The sequence below is a fragment of the Stenotrophomonas sp. IS26 genome, from assembly GCF_054188265.1.
Window position 1 is genome coordinate 97,103 of the sequence record NZ_JBSZJV010000004.1, and the last position, 19,087, is coordinate 116,189.

18 protein-coding genes are annotated in these 19,087 nt (G+C 66.7%); 12 read left to right on the top strand and 6 right to left on the bottom strand.

Translation table 11 applies throughout. The features are described from left to right. Positions 1-10 precede the first annotated feature (10 nt). The 3 genes from ACW6W5_RS05720 to cysS form a co-directional block, all read right to left on the bottom strand. The gene (locus tag ACW6W5_RS05720; protein WP_121038206.1) at positions 11-1,264 is read right to left on the bottom strand and encodes an MFS transporter; all 1,254 of its coding nucleotides are present in this window, start codon (positions 1,262-1,264) and stop codon (positions 11-13) included. Continuing rightward, positions 1,261-1,701 carry a SufE family protein gene (locus ACW6W5_RS05725; protein WP_458233631.1) on the bottom strand — a complete coding sequence of 147 codons (441 nt, stop codon included), beginning with the start codon at positions 1,699-1,701 and terminating at the stop codon, positions 1,261-1,263. The genes ACW6W5_RS05720 and ACW6W5_RS05725 overlap by 4 nt, the downstream gene beginning before the upstream one ends. 150 nt (positions 1,702-1,851) lie before the next feature. Then, entirely contained in the window at positions 1,852-3,219 is a 1,368-nt protein-coding gene (cysS, locus tag ACW6W5_RS05730) for a cysteine--tRNA ligase (protein WP_121038200.1), read from the bottom strand. A gap of 255 nt (positions 3,220-3,474) precedes the next feature. On the opposite strand from cysS, the gene ACW6W5_RS05735 reads away from it, so the two are divergent. The 12 genes from ACW6W5_RS05735 (at position 3,475) to ACW6W5_RS05790 (ending at position 15,426) form a co-directional block, all read left to right on the top strand. Further along, entirely contained in the window at positions 3,475-4,047 is a 573-nt protein-coding gene (locus ACW6W5_RS05735) for a hypothetical protein (RefSeq protein WP_121038197.1), read from the top strand. A 360-nt stretch (positions 4,048-4,407) separates the two neighbouring features. Further along, the gene (locus ACW6W5_RS05740; RefSeq protein ID WP_123730719.1) at positions 4,408-5,418 is read left to right on the top strand and encodes an N-acetylornithine carbamoyltransferase; all 1,011 of its coding nucleotides are present in this window, start codon (positions 4,408-4,410) and stop codon (positions 5,416-5,418) included. Between the two features lie 92 nt (positions 5,419-5,510). Further along, positions 5,511-6,704 (top strand): argininosuccinate synthase, encoded by a 1,194-nt coding sequence (locus tag ACW6W5_RS05745; RefSeq protein WP_152152732.1) that lies wholly within the window; start codon positions 5,511-5,513, stop codon positions 6,702-6,704. A gap of 63 nt (positions 6,705-6,767) precedes the next feature. Further along, positions 6,768-7,217: a GNAT family N-acetyltransferase gene (locus tag ACW6W5_RS05750; protein ID WP_121041150.1), complete on the top strand. Its 450-nt coding sequence runs from the start codon at positions 6,768-6,770 to the stop codon at positions 7,215-7,217. A 5-nt stretch (positions 7,218-7,222) separates the two neighbouring features. Further along, a complete protein-coding gene (locus tag ACW6W5_RS05755) occupies positions 7,223-8,311 on the top strand; it encodes an acetylornithine deacetylase (RefSeq protein ID WP_428999834.1) in 1,089 nt (362 codons plus the stop codon). Between the two features lie 73 nt (positions 8,312-8,384). Then, complete coding sequence (locus tag ACW6W5_RS05760) at positions 8,385-9,710, top strand: acetylglutamate kinase (RefSeq protein WP_183073675.1); 1,326 nt, start codon at positions 8,385-8,387, stop codon at positions 9,708-9,710. 5 nt (positions 9,711-9,715) lie between these two features. Continuing rightward, positions 9,716-10,315, top strand: a complete 600-nt coding sequence (locus tag ACW6W5_RS05765; RefSeq protein ID WP_121038188.1) for a GNAT family N-acetyltransferase — start codon at positions 9,716-9,718, stop codon at positions 10,313-10,315. Continuing rightward, positions 10,312-11,265 (top strand): N-acetyl-gamma-glutamyl-phosphate reductase, encoded by a 954-nt coding sequence (argC, locus tag ACW6W5_RS05770; RefSeq protein ID WP_152152730.1) that lies wholly within the window; start codon positions 10,312-10,314, stop codon positions 11,263-11,265. Before ACW6W5_RS05765 ends, argC begins: the two co-directional genes overlap by 4 nt. Positions 11,266-11,340: 75 nt before the next feature. Next, a complete protein-coding gene (gene argH / locus ACW6W5_RS05775; protein WP_152152728.1) occupies positions 11,341-12,636 on the top strand; it encodes an argininosuccinate lyase in 1,296 nt (431 codons plus the stop codon). Between the two features lie 69 nt (positions 12,637-12,705). Beyond that, positions 12,706-12,966, top strand: a complete 261-nt coding sequence (locus ACW6W5_RS05780) for a YciI family protein (RefSeq protein ID WP_121038179.1) — start codon at positions 12,706-12,708, stop codon at positions 12,964-12,966. Between the two features lie 13 nt (positions 12,967-12,979). Next, a complete protein-coding gene (proB, locus tag ACW6W5_RS05785) occupies positions 12,980-14,128 on the top strand; it encodes a glutamate 5-kinase (RefSeq protein WP_152152726.1) in 1,149 nt (382 codons plus the stop codon). A 35-nt stretch (positions 14,129-14,163) separates the two neighbouring features. Then, the gene (locus ACW6W5_RS05790) at positions 14,164-15,426 is read left to right on the top strand and encodes a glutamate-5-semialdehyde dehydrogenase (protein ID WP_152152724.1); all 1,263 of its coding nucleotides are present in this window, start codon (positions 14,164-14,166) and stop codon (positions 15,424-15,426) included. 32 nt (positions 15,427-15,458) lie between these two features. Here ACW6W5_RS05790 and pgaD read toward each other — a convergent pair whose 3' ends face one another. From pgaD to pgaB, 3 genes are read right to left on the bottom strand one after another with little or no spacing between them, the layout of a single operon-like run. Beyond that, positions 15,459-15,935, bottom strand: coding sequence for a poly-beta-1,6-N-acetyl-D-glucosamine biosynthesis protein PgaD (gene pgaD / locus ACW6W5_RS05795; RefSeq protein WP_121038169.1), 477 nt, complete (start codon positions 15,933-15,935; stop codon positions 15,459-15,461). Continuing rightward, positions 15,932-17,179: a poly-beta-1,6-N-acetyl-D-glucosamine synthase gene (gene pgaC / locus ACW6W5_RS05800; RefSeq protein WP_121038166.1), complete on the bottom strand. Its 1,248-nt coding sequence runs from the start codon at positions 17,177-17,179 to the stop codon at positions 15,932-15,934. The genes pgaD and pgaC overlap by 4 nt, the downstream gene beginning before the upstream one ends. A 7-nt stretch (positions 17,180-17,186) precedes the next feature. Continuing rightward, positions 17,187-19,082 (bottom strand): poly-beta-1,6-N-acetyl-D-glucosamine N-deacetylase PgaB, encoded by a 1,896-nt coding sequence (gene pgaB / locus ACW6W5_RS05805; RefSeq protein ID WP_183073743.1) that lies wholly within the window; start codon positions 19,080-19,082, stop codon positions 17,187-17,189. Positions 19,083-19,087 lie beyond the last annotated feature (5 nt).

Below are 19,087 nucleotides of genomic sequence, written 5' to 3' on the forward strand. Positions count from 1 at the left end.
GGCCAAATGCTCAATGCAGATCGCGCAGGTTCAACCGCCGCAGCGTCGGATTCTTCCACGCCGTAATGCCCGCCACGCTCAACACCGCAAAGCCACCCAGCACCACCGCCGGGACCAGCCCCAACAGCTTGGCCATCGTGCCCGCATAGAACGCACCCAGCTCATTGGACGAGCTGATGAAAATGCCATTGATCGACGACACCCGACCACGCATCTCCTCCGGCGTCGCCAACTGCAGAATCGTCGAACGCACCACCACCGACACACCGTCGAACGCACCGTAGAACAACAGAATCGCCGCCGACAGCCAGAAATTCGACGACAGCCCGAAGCCGATCACGCACAGGCCAAAGCCGGCCACCGCGAACAACAGCACACGCCCCGCATTGCGCTGCAGCGGCCGACGCGCCAGCCACAGCCCCACGCACACCGAGCCCAGCGCCGGCGCCGCACGCAGCACGCCCAGCCCCTCCGGCCCGTGATGCAGGATCTCGTGCAGGAACGCCGGCAGCATCGCCACCACGCCGCCGAGCAACACCGAAAACATGTCCAGCGCCATCGCCCCGACCATGATCTTGTTGCCCAGCACGAACCGGCCGCCCTCGGCGATGCTCTTGAAGATCGGCGCCGCCGGGCCCGTGTGCACCGGCTCGGAGACGCGCAGCGCCGCCAGGCAGCCCAGCGCGATCAGCGACACGCCTACCGCCACGCCATAGGCCACGCCCTTGCCGCCCCACGCCACCAGCGCACCGCCCAGGGCCGGCCCGAGCACCATGCCGGCCTGGAAGACGACCGCGCCAAGGCCGGCTCCGCGTGCGTACTGCGTGCGCTCCAGCACGCGGGCGAACAGAGCGTTGTAGATCGGCGAGAGGAACGCGCGGACCATGCCGGTCAGCGCGATCGCCGCATAGATCGGCCACACTCCGTGGAACGGCAGCCAGCCCTGGGCGACCGCGGTCAACACCAGTGCGGTCATCACCAGCCCGCTGCAGGCGACCATGCCCAGCCGGCGGCGGGGCAGGTGGTCGACCAGGTAGCCGGCAAACGGCGCCACGCAGAAGAACGGTAGCACCTCGGCCAGGCCGACCAGGCCCAGCGAGAACGGATTGCGGGTGACTTCGTAGATATGCCAGCCGACCGTCACCGCGACGATCTGGTAGGAGAGCATCGCGAAGATGCGGTACGCCAGCACCAGCGAAAAGCCCGGGCGGGCCAGCAGCTGCAGGGCGCTGTCCGGCTCCTGCGGATCGGCGGAGAGCGTCACGACTGCGCTTGGGCGGTGTCGCGGATGAAGGCCAGCATCGCCGCGACGCCGTTGCTGCGGGTCGGGGACAGGTGGCGCGACAGCCCGATGTCCTGGATGTAGCTCGGCTCGGTGGCCAGGATGTCGGCCGCCGAACGGCCCGAGTAGACGCGCAGGGCCAGGTAGATGAGCCCGGAGACGATCGCCGAATCACTGATGGCGTGGAAGCGCAGCGCCTCGGCATTGCCGTCCGGCACGATCCAGACCATGGACTGGCAGCCGAGCAGGCGATGTTCCTCGGTTTTCCACGCTTCCGGGAAGGTGGGCAGTTTGCGGCCGAGGTCGATCAGGTACTGATAACGCTCGGACCAGTCACCGAAGAAGGCGAATTCCTCGGCGATGGCTGCCTGGGCTTCAGCAGCGGTGGGTTCGAGCGGGAACGGGGAGGTGGGGGTCATGGGGGCTCCGGGTCGGTGTTCGCCGTCCGTGGGTGACCGTGCAGTTGCGGGGGGAGGCAGCCCGGCCGTCCGTGGCCGGGGCGATGTCATGGCAATGCCCAGTGGATCGGGCGGTGTCGGGTAGCGCCCGACGGTCAGCCGGGCGGTCGTTCAGCGCTTGCGCGACCAGCGCACGCCTTGGGCGGTGTCTTCCAGCACGATGCCCTCGGCGGCCAACTGGTCGCGGATCGCATCGGCGCGGGCGAAGTCGCGGGCCTGCTTGGCAGCGGCGCGTTCATCGATCAGGGCCTGGATCGCCGCATCGTCGTCGTTGCCGCCTGCGGTGCCAAACCAGGCCGCGGGATCCTGCTGCAGCAGGCCCAGCGCCAGGCCGGCACCGAGCAGCGCGGACTTCCAGTGCGCCTTGTCGGCGTCAGCAGCCTTGCGTGCCTCACCGGCGATACGGGCCAGCTCGGCCAGTGCCTGTGGGGTGTTGAGGTCGTCATCCAGCGCGGCCTCGATCTCGGCCGGAATCACCGCAGCGGCGTCCACCCCGACCAGATCGCGCAGGGTGCCGTACAGGCGGTCCAGGGTGCGCACCGACTGCTCGATCAGCGCATCGGACCAGTCCAGCGGCTGCCGGTAGTGGGCCGACAGCAGGGCATAGCGCAGCGCCTCGGGGGCATGCTGGCGGACCAGATCGTGCACGCGCTCGATGTTGCCGATCGACTTGCTCATCTTGGCGCCGCCGAAGTTGAGCATGCCGTTGTGCAGCCAGAACCGGGCGAAGGTCTGCCCGCCGTGCGCGCACTCGCTCTGGGCGATCTCGTTCTCGTGGTGCGGGAACTGCAGGTCCACGCCGCCGGCATGGATATCGATGGTCGGCCCCAGGTGCGCTGCGGCCATCGCCGAGCACTCGATGTGCCAGCCCGGGCGGCCACGGCCCCAGGGCGACTCCCAGCCGGGCAGGTCGTCGCTGGAGGGCTTCCAGAGCACGAAATCGCCCGGGTCGCGCTTGTACGGGGCGACATCCACGCGCGCACCGGCCAGCATCTCGTCAGGGTCACGGCGCGAGAGCTTGCCGTAGTCGGCGTAGGAGCTCACCGAGAACAGCACGTGGCCTTCGGCCGCATAGGCATGCCCGTTGGCGATCAGCTGCTCGATCATCGTCACGATCTGCGGAATGTGCGCGGTGGCTTCCGGCTCGATATCCGGCGGCACCACGCCCAGCGCGGCCATGTCCTCGCGGTAGGCGGCGGCGAAACGGTCGGTGATGGTGCTGATCGGGACGTGCTGCTCGCGCGCGGCCGTGTTGATCTTGTCATCCACGTCGGTGATGTTGCGGGCATAGCGCAGGCCGCCGAAGCGGCGGCGCAGCAGATCGGCCAGTACCCCGAACACCACCGGCCCACGGGCATTGCCGATGTGGACGTAGTTGTAGACCGTGGGGCCACACACATACAGGGTCGGACAGGTCGGATCGAGCGGGGTGAACGGTTCGAGCTGGCGTGTCAGGTTGTTGTGCAGGCGCAGGGTCATGAGGGTCGGGAGCGGGGGTAAGCGGTCGATTTTAGAACGTGTCGGGGGCTTTGGGGGGATGTGGGCAGGGCAGGCAGGCGGCCCCGGCCGCTGGCGGTGTGGCTGAAGGCTTCAGGCGTTCCGTCCCGTTGTGGCGGGCTTCCGGCCCTGCAGGTGGGGTCGGCCTATGGGCAGAAACGTCACGGAAGGGTAATGTTCAGCCCCTTGTGCTTGCCACTGCCTAAACTATCCCTCTTGTCCTTTTCCTTGTTGCCAATGAAATCCGCTTCGTTGTTGACGCTGGTCTGCCTGCTCGGAAGTGCCGCCTTCGGGGCGTGCGCCCAGGAGGGTGAGGTGCGCAACCGGGTGGTGATCGTGGAGAACGTCAAGTTCGACTACGCCCAGGTGCTCAACGTCGAGCCGGTCTTCCAGACCCTGCGCGCCACCCGCACTGAAGAGCACTGCGAGCCGGTCTCCACCCGCACGCTCGCGCCGGTCAACGTCACCGGCGAGGAGCCGCAGGAAGACAAGGGCCGCTTCGGCCGCTTCATGGATTCGGTGCGCTCGATCTTCCGCCGGGAGGACGGCAGCACCGACGAAAGTGGCTACTCAGAAACGGTGGTGGTCGAGGCCACGCCGGCCAACACCGGGCCGTTGTTGACCCGGGATTGCAAGATCATCCCGGTCGGCCGTGAGTTCCGCCGCCCGATCGCCTACGACGTGGACTACGTCTACAAGGGCACCAAGTACCGTTCCCGCCTGCCGGAAGACCCGGGCAACCGGCTCAAGATCCGCGTCTCGATCACCCCGTGGGTGGGCAACGAGCAGGCCGGTGGCGCCAACCCGTGACACCTCCCGTCGCCTCACGGGCGACGCCTTCAACCTGAATTTCCATTCAGGCCTTGCACCCGCCCCGGGTGCATGCAAAGATGGGCGGCCATGAAACTCACCGACTTCCAGCACGACACCAGCGCCGCCCGTATGGCTACGGGCATGACGTCGCGTGCCCGCCGACCGGAACCCCACATTTTCGCTGGGTAACCGGAGCTTCGTGCTGCCTGTTTGGAAAACCCAGCCCCCGCGCTGGGTTTTTTCGTTTCTACGATCTGAAAAGTTTCATCTGTATACGTTTTGTTGAGCCCTGAACGCGCCCCGGCGCCCCCAACCCCTGCCGGAAACGGTGGAAAACCAGCCGCAAAGGATCGATCGATGTCCCTGAAGCACTTCCTGAACACCCAGGATTGGAGCCGCACCGACCTGGATGCCCTGTTGACCCAGGCCGCGTTGTTCAAGCGCAACAAACTGGGCGACGAGCTCAAGGGCAAGTCGATTGCCCTGGTGTTCTTCAATCCCTCCATGCGCACCCGCACCAGCTTCGAGCTGGGCGCGTTCCAGCTGGGCGGCCACGCGATCGTGCTGCAGCCGGGCAAAGACGCCTGGCCGATCGAGTTCAACCTGGGCTCGGTGATGGACGGGGACACCGAGGAGCACATCGCCGAAGTGGCCAAAGTGCTGGGCCGCTATGTGGACCTGATCGGCGTGCGTGCCTTCCCGAAGTTCATCGACTGGACCAAGGACCGCGAGGACGAAGTGCTCAAGAGCTTCGCCAAGTACTCGCCGGTGCCGGTGATCAACATGGAAACCATCACCCACCCGTGCCAGGAACTGGCCCACGTGATGGCCCTGCAGGAACACTTCGGCACCCAGGACCTGCGCGGCAAGAAGTACGTGCTGACCTGGACCTATCACCCCAAGCCGCTGAACACCGCGGTGGCCAACTCGGCGCTGACCATCGCCACCCGCATGGGCATGGACGTGACCCTGCTGTGCCCGACCCCGGATTACATCCTGGATGAGCGCTACATGGGCTGGGCCGAGCAGAACGTCGCCGAGAGCGGCGGTTCGCTGCAGGTCAGCCATGACATCGCCAGTGCCTACGCCGGCGCGGACGTGGTGTACGCCAAGAGCTGGGGCGCGCTGCCGTTCTTCGGCAACTGGGAACCGGAAAAGCCGATCCGCGATCAGTACAAGCACTTCATCGTCGACGAAGCCAAGATGGCGCTCACCAACAACGGTGTCTTCAGCCACTGCCTGCCGCTGCGTCGCAACGTGAAAGCGACCGACGGCGTGATGGATTCGGCGCAGTGCATCGCGATCGACGAAGCCGAAAACCGCCTGCATGTGCAGAAGGCGATCATGTCGGCATTGATCGGCCGCTGATCGAACGCCTCCAATGGTGCAGCCACGCATGGCGTGGCTCTACCCGCACCAACCCAGATTCTTACCGCATTCCCCTATTGGACCTGACCCCCATGAGCAACAAAGACATCGTCCTGGCCTTCTCCGGCGGACTCGACACCAGCTTCTGCGTGCCTTACCTGCAGGAGCGCGGCTACAACGTGCACACCGTGTTCGCCGATACCGGCGGCGTGGATGACGAAGAGCGCGATTTCATCGAGCAGCGTGCCGCCGAGCTGGGCGTCACCAGCCACGTCACCGTCGATGGTGGCCCGGCGATCTGGAGTGGTTTCGTCAAGCCGTTCGTGTGGGCCGGCGAAGGCTACCAGGGCCAGTACCCGCTGCTGGTCTCCGATCGCTACCTGATCGTGGATGCCGCGCTCAAGCGCGCCGCCGAGCTGGGCACCAACATCATCGCCCACGGCTGCACCGGCATGGGCAACGACCAGGTCCGTTTCGATCTGGCCGTGAAGGCACTGGGCGATTACCAGATCGTCGCGCCGATCCGTGAGATCCAGAAGGAACACACCCAGACCCGCGCCTATGAGCAGAAGTACCTGGAAGAGCGTGGCTTCGGCGTGCGTGCCAAGCAGCAGGCCTACACCATCAACGAGAACCTGCTCGGCCTGACCATGTCCGGCGGCGAGATCGACCGTTGGGAAGCCCCGGGCGAGGGTGCCCGCGGCTGGTGCGCCCCGCGCAGCGAATGGCCGGTCGAGTCGCTCACCGTGACCCTGACGTTCGTCGAAGGCGAAGCGGTCGAGCTGGATGGCAAGGCGCTGCCGGGTGAGCAGATCCTGGCCAAGCTCAACAAGCTGTTCGCCCCGTACGGCGTCGGCCGTGGTGTCTACACCGGTGACACTGTGATCGGCCTGAAGGGCCGCATCGTGTTCGAAGCGCCGGGCCTGGTCTCGCTGCTGGCCGCGCACCGTGCGCTGGAAGATGCGGTGCTGACCAAGCAGCAGAACCGCTTCAAGCCGGACGTGGCACGCAAGTGGGTGGAGCTGGTGTACGAAGGCTTCTACCACGACCCGCTCAAGACCGACATCGAGGCCTTCCTGAAGTCCTCGCAGACCAAGGTCAACGGTGAAGTGGTGCTGGAGACCCGTGGTGGCCGTGTGGATGCCGTGGCCGTGAAGTCGCCGCACCTGCTCAACGCCAAAGGCGCCACCTATGCACAGTCGGCCGACTGGGGCGTGGAAGAGGCCGAAGGCTTCATCAAGCTGTTCGGCATGAGCTCGACGTTGTATGCGCAGGTGAATCGCTGATCGATTGATCGACGTGTCCGGCGGGTGCGCGCCACCCGCCGGGCGTTGAACTGGACCGAGACCATGAACCTGCACGTCTGCACCGATAAACAGCGGCTCGATGTCGCGCTGATTCACCGGTATCTGTCGACCCAAGCGTATTGGAGCGAAGGGATTCCACGGGAAACGGTGCAGCGGGCGATCGACGGCTCCTTGTGCATCGGCGGCTATCTGGACGATGGCAGTCAGGTGGCCTTTGCCCGGGTGATCACCGACGGTGCGACCTTCGGCTACCTGGCCGATGTGTTCGTGCTGCCCGACCACCGGGGGCGCGGCTACAGCACGGCGTTGATCGAGGCGTTGCTGGCGCAGCCGGCGCTGCAGGGCCTGCGCCGTTTCATGCTCGCCACCCGCGACGCGCATGGCCTGTACGCGCGTTTCGGATTCGATGCTCCGGCGCGCCCGGAGCTGCTGATGGAAATTGCGCGACCCACGATCTACCAGGATGCGGCCGTTGCCGCAGTGAAGGACTGACCCGCATGCTCGAAAACACCCTTACCCACCTGCAGGCCCTGGTGTCGTTCGACACGCGCAATCCGCCGCGTGCGATCACCACCGGCGGCATCTTCGATTACCTGCGTGCGAACCTGCCCGGGTTCAATGTGGAGGTGATCGACCATGGCGACGGTGCAGTCAGCCTGTATGCGGTGCGTGGCACCCCGAAGTACCTGTTCAACGTGCACCTGGATACCGTGCCGGATTCGCCGCATTGGACGGCCGATCCGCACGTGATGCGGCGCGCCGAGGACCGCGTGATCGGACTGGGCGTGTGCGACATCAAGGGCGCCGCGGCGGCGTTGGTGGCGGCTGCGAACGCCAGTGATGGCGACGCCGCGTTTCTGTTCTCCAGCGACGAGGAGGCCAACGACCCGCGTTGCATCGCCGCGTTCCTCGCCCGTGGCATTGCGTATGAAGCGGTGCTGGTGTCCGAGCCGACGATGAGCGAAGCGGTACTCGCGCACCGTGGCATCAGCTCGGTGCTGATGCAGTTCAAGGGCCGCGCCGGGCATGCCTCGGGCAAGCAGGATGCGGCCGCCAGCGCACTGCATCAGGCGATGCGCTGGGGCAACCGCGCGTTGGACCATGTCGAGTCGTTGTCGCATGCGCGCTTCGGCGGGCTCACCGGCCTGCGCTTCAACATCGGGCGCGTGGAAGGCGGCATCAAGGCCAACATGATCGCGCCCGCCGCCGAGGTGCGCTTCGGCTTCCGCCCGCTGCCGTCGATGGATATCGATGCGCTGCTGGCCACCTTTGCCGGTTTCGCCGAACCGGAGGCCGCGGTGTTCACCGAGACCTTCCGTGGGCCCAGCTTCCCGGCCGGCGATATTGCCGAAGCAGAAAACCGCCGGCTGGCCGCGCGTGACGTGGCCGATGCGCTGGATATCCCGATCGGCAACGCGGTGGATTTCTGGACCGAGGCTTCGCTGTTCTCGGCCGGGGGTTACACCACGCTGGTGTACGGCCCGGGCGACATCGCCCAGGCCCACACCGCCGATGAGTTCGTGACACTGGAGCAGCTGCAGCGTTACGCCGCGTCCGTGCACCGCATCATTGCGCACGGCGCCTGATCGAATGACGCCGTCGTGGTCCCCCACTGACGGAACTCCCATCGCGGCCCCGGCCGCCTGCGACGATATCGAAATGCCTTCTTCCCAGCCCCACCGCCAGACCCGTCAGACCATCGTGCGCCTGCTCTCGAGCATGGCCAGCGCGAAGGAAATCAGCCAGTACCTCAAGCGTTTCTCGCAGCTGGACGCCAAACGCTTCGCCGTGGTCAAAGTCGGCGGCGCGGTGCTGCGCGATGACCTGGAGGCGCTGACCTCCTCGCTGTCGTTCCTGCAGGAAGTCGGCCTGACCCCGATCGTGCTGCATGGCGCCGGCCCGCAGCTGGATGCCGAACTGTCGGCGGCCGGCATCGAGAAGCAGACCGTCAACGGCCTGCGCGTGACCTCGGCCGAAGGCCTGGCGATCGTGCGCCGGGTGTTCCAGGCCTCCAATCTGCAGCTGGTCGAAGCCCTGCAGCAGAACGGCGCACGCGCGACCTCGATCACCGGCGGCGTGTTCGAAGCCGAGTACCTGGATCAGGACACCTACGGCCTGGTCGGTGAGGTCAAGAAGGTCAACCTGGCCCCGATCGAAGCAAGCCTGCGTGCCGGCTCGATCCCGGTGATCACCAGCCTGGGCGAAACCCGCTGCGGGCAGATCCTCAACGTCAACGCCGATTTCGCCGCCAATGAGCTGGTGCAGGAACTGCAGCCCTACAAGATCATCTTCCTGACCGGCACCGGCGGCCTGCTTGATGAAGAGGGCAAGGTGATCGATTCGATCAACCTGTCCACCGAGTACGACCAGCTGATGCAGCAGCCGTGGATCCATGGCGGCATGCGGGTCAAGATCGAGCAGATCAAGGACCTGCTCGATCGCCTGCCGCTGGAATCGTCGGTGTCGATCACCCGCCCGGCGGACCTGGCCAAGGAGCTGTTCACCCACAAGGGCTCGGGCACGCTGGTGCGCAAGGGCGAGAAGGTGCTGCGCGCCACCGCGTGGGATGCGCTCGATCTGCCGCGCCTGAAGCAGCTGATCGAATCCAGCTTCGGCCGTACCCTGGTGCCGGACTACTTCCAGAAAACCAAGCTGCTGCGCGCCTACGTCAGTGAGAACTACCGCACCGCGGTGATCCTTACCGACGAGCCCGAAGGCGTCTACCTGGACAAGTTCGCGGTGCTCGATGACGCGCAGGGCGAAGGCCTTGGCCGCGCGGTCTGGAATGTCATGCTGGACGAAACCCCACAGCTGTTCTGGCGCTCGCGCAACGGCAACCCGATCAATCACTTCTATTACGCGCAATCCGATGGCTGCTACAAGCAGGGCCACTGGAAAGTGTTCTGGTTCGGCGCCGATGGCTTCGACCGCATCAAAGCGTACGTCGAGCATTGCGCCGCACGCACCCCCAGCCTGGAGGGCTGAACCTCATGAATCTCGCCGATTGGACCAAGGTCCCCACACTGGCCGGCACCCACGCCCGGCTGGAGCCGCTGCAGATGGCGCACATCGATGGCCTGCGCGGTGCACTGGGGGATGGCACCTTGTCCAAGCTCTGGTACACCCAGGTGCCGAGTGCGAAGACCATGACCGCCTATGTCCAGGCCGCGCTTCAGGCGCAGGCCGAGGGCAAGGTGCTGCCGTTCGCGGTCCTCAACGAGGCCGATGAAGTGGTCGGCACCACCCGCTACTACGATCTGGACGCCGAGGTGCCACGCCTGAGCATCGGCTACACCTGGTATGGCGAGGCCGCCCAGCGCACCGGCATCAACACCGAGACCAAGCTGATGCTGCTCACCCACGCCTTCGAGCGGCTGGAATGCCTGAGCGTGGTGTTCGAGACCAGCTGGTTCAACCTTACCTCGCGCACCGCGATCGCACGGTTGGGCGCCAAGCAGGACGGCGTGCTGCGCAACCACAAGCGCCACCCGGATGGCACCCCGCGCGATACCGTCATCTTCTCCATCATCGATGCGGAATGGCCGGGGGTGAAACGCCACCTGCAGCACCGCCTGGACGCACACGCATGAGCACCAAGATCTTCACTGTCGGCATCGTCGGCGCCCGCGGCCACACCGGCGCCGAGCTGATCAAACTGATCGCCGCCCACCCGCGCCTGCAGCTGGGCTTCGTGTCCTCGCGCGAACTGGCTGGCCAGCGCGTGAGCGACCACCACAGCGATTGGCACGGTGAACTGCAGTTCGAGAACCTGGATGCGGATGCTGTCGCCGCCAAGGGCATGGACGCCGTGATCCTGGCACTGCCCAATGGCCTGTCCGCGCCGTTCGTCACCGCGCTGGATGCGGCCAGGCCGGACACGGTGACCGTCGATCTGTCGGCCGATCACCGCTTCGAGCCGAGCTGGTATTACGGCCTGCCGGAGCTGACCCGGGGCGACTACCTGGGCCAGAAGCACATCAGCAACCCGGGCTGCTACGCCACCGCGATGCAGCTGGCGATCAGCCCGCTGCTGCAGCAGCTGGCCGGCCCGCCGCAGTGCTTTGGTGTTTCCGGCTACTCCGGCGCGGGCACCACGCCCTCGGACAAGAACAATCCCGAACTGCTGCGCGACAACCTGATGCCGTATGCGCTGACCAACCATGTGCACGAGCGCGAAGTCACCGCGCACCTGCGCGTGCCGGTGGAGTTCATGCCGCATGTGGCGCCGCACTTCCGCGGCATCACCATGACCGTGAACCTGTGGCTCAACACGGTCGTCAAGCGCGAGGACGTGATCGCGCTCTACCAGAAGTACTACGCCAACGAAGCGTTGGTCGACGTGATCGACGAAGCGCCCTGGGTAAGCCAGATTGCGGGCCGGCACGGCGTGCAGATCGGCGGCTTCGACGTCGCCCCGGGCGGCAAGCGCGTCGTGGTGGTGGCGACCCTGGACAACCTGCTCAAGGGCGCGGCCACCCAGGCGATGCAGAACCTCAACCTGGCACTGGGCCTGGACGAACTGGCCTCTATCCCGCACTGAATTCCCACGGCGCAGCGCGGCCCCCTGCGCGCGCCCTGACAACCCGGCGGAGCGATTCCGCCTACGGAGCAAGACATGGCAGACCTTCTGTGGCAGAAGCCCGGCGTGGCGGTAGACGCCAAGATCCAGACTTTCCTGGCCGGCGATGATGTGATCCTGGACCGCGCGTTCTTCCTGTACGACGTGGCGGCCAGCAAGGCGCATGCGCAGGGCCTGGAGAACATCGGCATCCTCGCCCACGACGAACGCGTCGGCCTGCAGCGCGAGTTGGACGTGCTGGCCGAGGATTTCCGCAGTGGCGCGTTCGTGCTGGATGAGCGCTTCGAGGATTGCCACTCGGCGATCGAAGCGCGCCTGACCGAGCGCCTCGGCGATGCCGGCCGCAAGATCCACACCGGGCGCAGCCGCAACGACCAGATCCTGGTGGCGACCCGGCTGTGGCTGAAGGACAAGCTGCTGCGCGTGGCCGAGCTGAGCCGCGAGATCGCCAAGGTCGCGCTGGATCGCGCCGAGGCCGAAAAAGACCTGCCGGTGCCGGGCTATACCCACATCCAGCGCGCCGTGGTGTCCTCGGCGGGCATGTGGTGGGCCGGCTGGGCCGAAGCCTTCATCGACAACGCGATCCGCGCGCACGACACCTTCACCCTGGTCGATGCCAATCCGCTCGGCACAGCCGCCGGTTATGGCGTGAACCTGCCGCTGGACCGCGCGCACACCACCGAGGCACTCGGCTTCGCGCGGATGCAGATCTCGCCGATCTACGCGCAGCTCTCGCGCGGCAAGTTCGAGCTGGCCGCACTAGAAGCGCTTGGCGGCGCCACCCTGGATCTGCGCCGCATCGCATGGGACCTGTCGCTGTTCACCAGCGGCGAGTTCGGCTTTGTCGCGCTGCCCGCGCAGTACACCACCGGCAGTTCGATCATGCCGAACAAGCGCAACCCGGACGTGATCGAACTGATGCGTGCCACCCACGCCAGCGTGGCCGCGGCCCGCACCGAGATCGAGCAGCTGCTGTCGCTGCCGTCGGGCTATCACCGCGATCTGCAGAGCAGCAAGGGCGCGATCTTCCATGGCTTCGGCCGCGGTCTGGCCGCGCTGGAACTGCTGCCGGCGCTGCTGGCCAACCTGGAATGGCGCGATGACAAGCTGCGTGCGGCGATCGACTCGGGCATGTACGCCACCGATGTCGCCGTGGAAGCGGCGGTGGCCGGTGTGCCGTTCCGCGAGGCCTACAAGGCCGCCGCCGCGGCGGCGGATACGGCCGGGCAGGGGCGGACCCCCGAAGGCAGCCTGGCCGCGCGCGTGTCGCCCGGCGCGGCCGCCGACCTGCGGCTGGATGAACTGCGCGCCCGCTGGGCCGCACTGGTGTAATCACGACGGCGGCCGCAAGGCCGCCGTTTTTGTAACGTCTTGCCGGGCGAGCCCGGGAAAAGGATCCACATGAAAACCTGTTACCTGGTGATGGTCACCCGCACGCCGGACTTCCGCGATGACGTGGGTGCCGAGCACGTGCGCTTTCTCGATGCGGTGCGGGCCCGCGGGCAGCTGCTGCTGACCGGGGGCTTCACCGACAAGAGCGGTGGCGCCTACGTGCTGCAGGACATCGCCGACCTGGCCGCCGCGCAGGCGCTGGTCGACACCGATCCGCTGCTGGTGCACGGCAGTGCCACCGCCCGTATCCACGAATGGAGCACGCGCTGAGCGCGCCGACCCTATGAACCAGCCCGTGCCTTCGCCGTTTACCGAACAAGCCGTTCCGCAGTGGAAACGTGCCGTCCTCAAAGTGGGCAGCAGCCTGCTGGCCGCTGACGGCGGCGGTCTCTCGCCCCGCCACGCACTGGGGCTGGCCCAGTTCGTCTCGGCCAATGTCCTGGCCGGGCGTGAAGTGGTGATCGTGTCCTCCGGCGCGGTCGCCGCTGGCCGGGCGATCGTGCCGCGCGCGCTGGAAGCCGGGGCGGCGATGGCGGCACGGCAGGCACTGGCCGCGCTGGGCCAGGCGCAGCTGATCGGGCTGTGGCAGCGCTTCTTCGAACGTCCGGTGGCGCAGGTGCTGCTGACCCATGACGACCTGCGCAACCGCCGCCGCTACCTCAATGCCCGGGCCACGCTCAACGAACTGCTGCGGCTGGGCGCGCTGCCGGTGGTCAACGAGAACGACACCGTCTCGGTGGATGAGCTCAAGCTCGGCGACAACGACAATCTCGCCGCGACCGTCGCTGCGCTGATCGACGCCGATGTGCTGTTCATCGCCACCGATATCGACGGCCTGTACAGCGCCGACCCGCGGCGTGATCCGCAGGCGCGGCCGATCCACGATGTGCCCGAGCTGACCGTCGAGGTGCTGGCGATGGCCGGGGGGGCCGGCAGCGGCGCGGGCACCGGCGGCATGCATACCAAGCTGGAGGCCGCAGCCAAGGCCGGCCGTGTCGGCATCGAGACCTGCCTGTTCAACGGGCGCAGCGCCGAGGTGGTGCGCGCGCTCAGCCAGGGCCGCCTCTTCGGCACCCGCATCCATGCCGCGCAGACCCGCGTGGCCGCGCGCAAATACTGGCTGCGGCACGCACCGCTGGAACCGGGCGCGATCCTGGTCGATACCGGTGCGGCCGATGCGCTGCGTGGCAAGGGCGCCTCGCTGCTGCCCGGCGGCGTGGTCGGTGCCGAGGGGGACTTCCGCCGCGGTGACATGGTCGAGATCCGGCAACGCACCGAGGCCGGCGAGGTCTGCCTGGCCCGTGGCGTCAGCCAGTACTCGGCCAGCGACATCCGCCGCGTCGCCGGGCGCCACTCGCGCGACATCGAAAGCGTGCTCGGCTACAACTACGGTGGCAACGTCATCCACCGTGACGATCTGGTGCTGTTGTGATTGCGTCCCCACCGTGTTTTTTCAAGGATATTGAGATGGTCGCCAGCTCCACTACCGACATCCGCGCCCAGGCGCTGGCCTGCCGCGAGGCTGCCCAGCAACTCGCTCAGCTGTCCTCCGCCGCCAAGGCCGAACTGCTGGAGGCCATGGCCACCGCGCTGGACGCCGATACCGATGCGATTCTCGCCGCCAACGCCCGCGATCTTGCTGCGGCCACGGAGAAGGGCGTGGGCACGGCGATGCTGGATCGCCTGGCCTTGAACCCGCCGCGTCTGGCCGGTATCGCCGCCGCCCTGCGCGAGGTCGCCGCATTGCCCGATCCGGTCGGCCAGGTAACCCGCGATGATGTGCGCCCCAATGGCATCCGCGTTCAGAAAGTGCGCGTACCGCTCGGCGTCATCGCGATGATCTACGAGGCGCGCCCCAACGTGACCGCCGATGCGGCAGCGCTGTGCATCAAGGCCGGCAACGGCGTGATCCTGCGCGGCGGCTCGGAGGCGATCCACTCCAACACCGCGATTGCCGCCTCGCTCAAGCGCGCGCTGCGCGAGGCAGGCATTGCCGATGCAGCACTGACGCTGGTCGAGGATCTGCGCCGCGAGACCATGCTGGCGCTGCTGCAGCTCAACGACCTGATCGACCTGGCGATTCCACGCGGTGGGGAAGGGTTGATCCGCTTCGTGGCCGAGCATGCCCGCGTACCGGTGATCAAGCATTACAAGGGCGTCTGCCATCTGTACGTGGACCGCGCCGCCGATCCTGCACTGGCGCTGCGCCTGCTGGTGGATGGCAAGTGCAGCCGGCCGTCGGCCTGCAACTCGCTGGAGACGCTGCTGGTCCATGCCGACCTCGCGCCGACCTTCCTGCCCTTGGCGGCGAAAGCGCTGGCCGAACGTGGTGTGCAGCTACGCGCCGATGCGGTGGCACGCCAGTGGCTGCCCGATGCAGAGGCAGCCAGCGAAGACGATTACGCCGCCGAGTATCTGGATCTGATCCTCGCCGTGCGCGTGGTGGACGACCTCGACCACGCCCTCGCGCATATCCAGCAGTACAGCTCGGACCACACCGAAGTGATCGCGACCGAGGATGCCGCGGCGGCGGAGCGCTTCGTGCACGCGTTGCGCTCAGCGGTGGTGATGGTCAACGCCTCCTCGCGCTTCTCCGATGGTGGCGAGCTCGGCCTGGGTGCGGAGATCGGCATCTCCACCACCCGCCTGCATGCCTACGGCCCGATGGGACTGGAAGCGCTCACCGTGGAGCGCTTCGTCGTCCGCGGCGAAGGCCAGACACGCACGTAATCGGTCGTGCCGGCCAGCGGCCGGCACGAGCCTCAACCGGCCAGCGCCTGCGCTGTCACCCGCACCGGCCGCGCGTGATCATCCATGTGCAGGGTCACCGCCTTGCCATCGGCCAGCAGGGATGCCACCGCAGCGCTCGCGCCCAGGTCGTGCGCCATCTCTTCACGGGTCACATCGTCATGCGGCAGCCGGCGCTCCTTGCCCGAAAACCGCATGCGGTTGTACTCGGCCCAGGCGATCAGCAGCGCTGCGCAGCACACCAGCATCACCGGCAGCGCGATGACCACGAACGGATCGACCGTCTGCTTCTGTTCGTACAGCTGCGCCCAGGCCATCCGCCCGCCGAGCAGCCAAGAGATCAGCGTCACCAACGGTGCCCACAGGTAGAAGTAGAACGCCCAGAAGGCGATGGTCACAAAGCCCCAGGCAGTACGCTGCAGGCGTGGCTGCTGGCGCGGTTTCTGGATCAGCCGCGAGTCGAAGCGGCGGGTGGATTTGACAGTGTTCATCGGATACCCCGGTCAGGACTGACCCAGACCGCGCGCTTGCCACGACGCTTGAAGATCGTCTTGGGGAACGCCACCAGGGTCGTGAACAGACTGATGAGCCAGTACGCCATCGGGTACCAGATCACCCAGAAGTAATTACGTCCAATATGCGTTTCGTAACGTCGGTCGATGATCAGGCTGCTGGCGAACTGCAGCAGGCAGACCAGCGCCAGGATCACGCCATGCCACTGCGGCAGCAGCGTGGCGATGTACAGCTCGGGCGGCAGCGTCATGAACTTGCCCAGTGCCCACAGCACGATGATGGCCAGCATCGTGTACGCCCACAGCACGCTGAGGATGTACTCCAGCAGCACGCCCCACATGCGGCGCTTGCGCCAGTGGAACAGCGAGCCGCCATGCCGCAGCAGCACTTCCACGCCGCCCTGGGCCCAGCGCAGGCGCTGCCGCCACAGCCCCTTCAGCGTTTCCGGCATCAGGATGAAGCACAGCGCATTGGGCTCGTAGCGGATGTCCCAATGATCCAGCTGCAGGCGCCAGCTGATGTCGATGTCCTCGGTGACCATGTCGTCGGACCAGTACCCGATCCGATGCAGGGCAGTACGGCGGAACGCGGCGATCACCCCGGAGATGGTGAAGATGCGCCCATACACCCGCTGCGCGCGCTTGATCATGCCGATGATCGAGGAGAACTCGGCCACCTGCAGCCGGCCCAGCAGGGTGGAACGGTTGCGGATGCGCGGGTTGCCGGTGACCGCGCCCACGCGCGGGCCGGAGGTCAGGTGCCAGACCATCCAGTGGGTGGCGTACTCCTCCAGCATCGCATCGCCATCGATGCACACCAGGAACTCCGAGCGTGCCGCCAGTGCGCCCATGCGCAGCGCATTGGCCTTGCCCAGATTGCGGTCCAGATGCACCACGCGCAGGCGTGGGTGAAGGGCGGCCAGGGCATCCAGCCGTGCCCCGGTATCGTCGCTGCTGCCATCGTTGATGGCGATGACTTCGAAGTCCGGGTAGTTCTGCTTCAGCGCCGAACCGAGGGTGTCGTCCAGGTTCTCCGCTTCGTTGTGGCACGGGATCAGGATCGACGCGAACGGATACTCGGCCATCGGCGGCGGATCATCACGGTCGCGTGCCTTGCGTTCGCGCCGGAAGAAGTAATACAGGCCGCCGGACATCCAGAAGAACGCCATCACCATCGGGTAGAAGAAGGCGAACTGGAACAAGGTGTAGAGAAGAGGATGCATGGCGACCTCACTTTTCCTCGTACGGGAAGCTGCGGGCCGACATGGCCGCGCGCGCGTCATACGTGGAGGGACGTCCGGCGATGAAGTCATCCGGATACCAGGCGAAATGACGCACGCCCTGCGCCTGTAGACGACGGATCTGCGCGCGCAGGCGGTCGCCGGGGATCGGCTTGCCGGTGCGCCAGTCCAGCGTCTGCAGCTCGAACATCGTCTGCGACAACTGCGGATCGTGTTGCTTCACCGCCACCACCAGCCGGTCCAGCCAGCGTTCCGGGCTGCGGCTGCCTTCCATCCACGGCATCGCCATCAGGGCGGTGTGGTCGTAGGCCTTGTTGAAGAGGTCAAGACGCTGCGCGAACCAGCTCGCGCTCTGCGGTTCCAGCACGGGCTGGGCATACAGGTTTCGCACGGTGCCCAGCTTCGGCCGCCAGCGCTGCGCGGCGGTGCGCAGCTCCAGCGTGAAGTCGATCAGGGCCTGGGTACGTGCACCGTCATCGCCTTCCTGCGGAAGCTGGGTCAGCTCGGTGTCGCGCAGGTAGGCGTCATCGTGGAAGAGCAGGCCCTCGAAGTACGAGTTGATCGCGAGGTCTTCGTAGATGTCGTCGATGATCTTGCGGACCTGGGGCCGGGTGAAGTCCAGCCGGAAGATGCCATCGCTTTCCGGGCTCTCGATGGCCAGCGCCTTGCGGATGGCCGGATCCTTGAGCTCGTAGCCCAGCACCGGCAGCCACGCGAACACCTTCACCCCCGCGCGCGTCTTGAGCTGCCACGCCACGCGGTTGAACAGGTCCGCACGCATCGGCAGATGGCGGTTGGGGAAGTACAGCGCATCGGCCGAGCCGTTGCCGTCCGGATCGGCGAAGGCCTGCAGGAACACGTGGGTCGGGCCGATCTTCTTGACCCGGTCGATCAGCGCATCCAGGTTCTTGCCCTGTTGCACCGGGTCGGCATCGTAGACCGCATCCAGGTCGATCTGCAGCGCCCGCATGCCATCGCGTTCGACATCGCGGCGCAGTTCATAAGCCAGCTGCACCACGGTCGGGTTGTTGGTCACCAGCAACCGGGCCAGACCGTGCAGATCACGCTTGACCGGCGTGCTGCGCCCTTCCAGATCGAACGAGACCGGCATGCCCAGCTGCTCGGCGATGTCGTTGCTCAGCGCGTTGTAGGCCGCGTACGGCCACACGATCGCCTTGGGGCTGACGCCGACATTGCGCTGGATGCGCTCCACGCTGCGGCCCAGGTCGGCGCGCAGGCGGGTCTCGTAGTCGGCCGCGGTTTCATAGGTCCTGCGGGCCGGATCGTAGGTCCGGGTGATCACCGCCGGGGTGGAGTTGCCCTGCGGATTGGACTGCACGCCATGGTGCAGGTTGTCGGTGTGGCTGGCCAGTTCGATCAGTCCGCTTTTCTGCATCTCGCGCAGCTGCGCCCAGGTCAGGAAATCATCGCGGGTGAACGGGCGGTAGCCGTAGTCGATCTGGCGCCCGGCCGGCATGTCCACGTAGTCGGTGATCACCGCGACCAGCGCCGGATAGTTGTAGGCGCGCAGCAGCGGGAAGACCTTGCTGTACACGCTGCGCAGGCCATCATCGAAGGTCAGCAGCACCGGCTTGGGCGGCAGCGGCGTGCCGCCCTGCGAGGCGGTGATCAGCTGCGACAGCGACACCGGGTGATACCCATGCGCGGACAGCCAGTCCAGATGCGCGGCGAAGTTCTGCGTGCTCACGGCATACGCGTCCGGGTCGCCGCGGGCGGCCACCTCGTCGCGGATGTCGTGGTAGCTGAGCACCAGCAGCCCGTTGTCGGCGGCATCAAGTACGGCCGGTGGTTGCTGTGCCTGGGCCGGCAGCACCGCGGTGAGCAGGGCCAGCAACAGCCAGCGGGTCCAGCGCTTCAAGTCCATGTGCC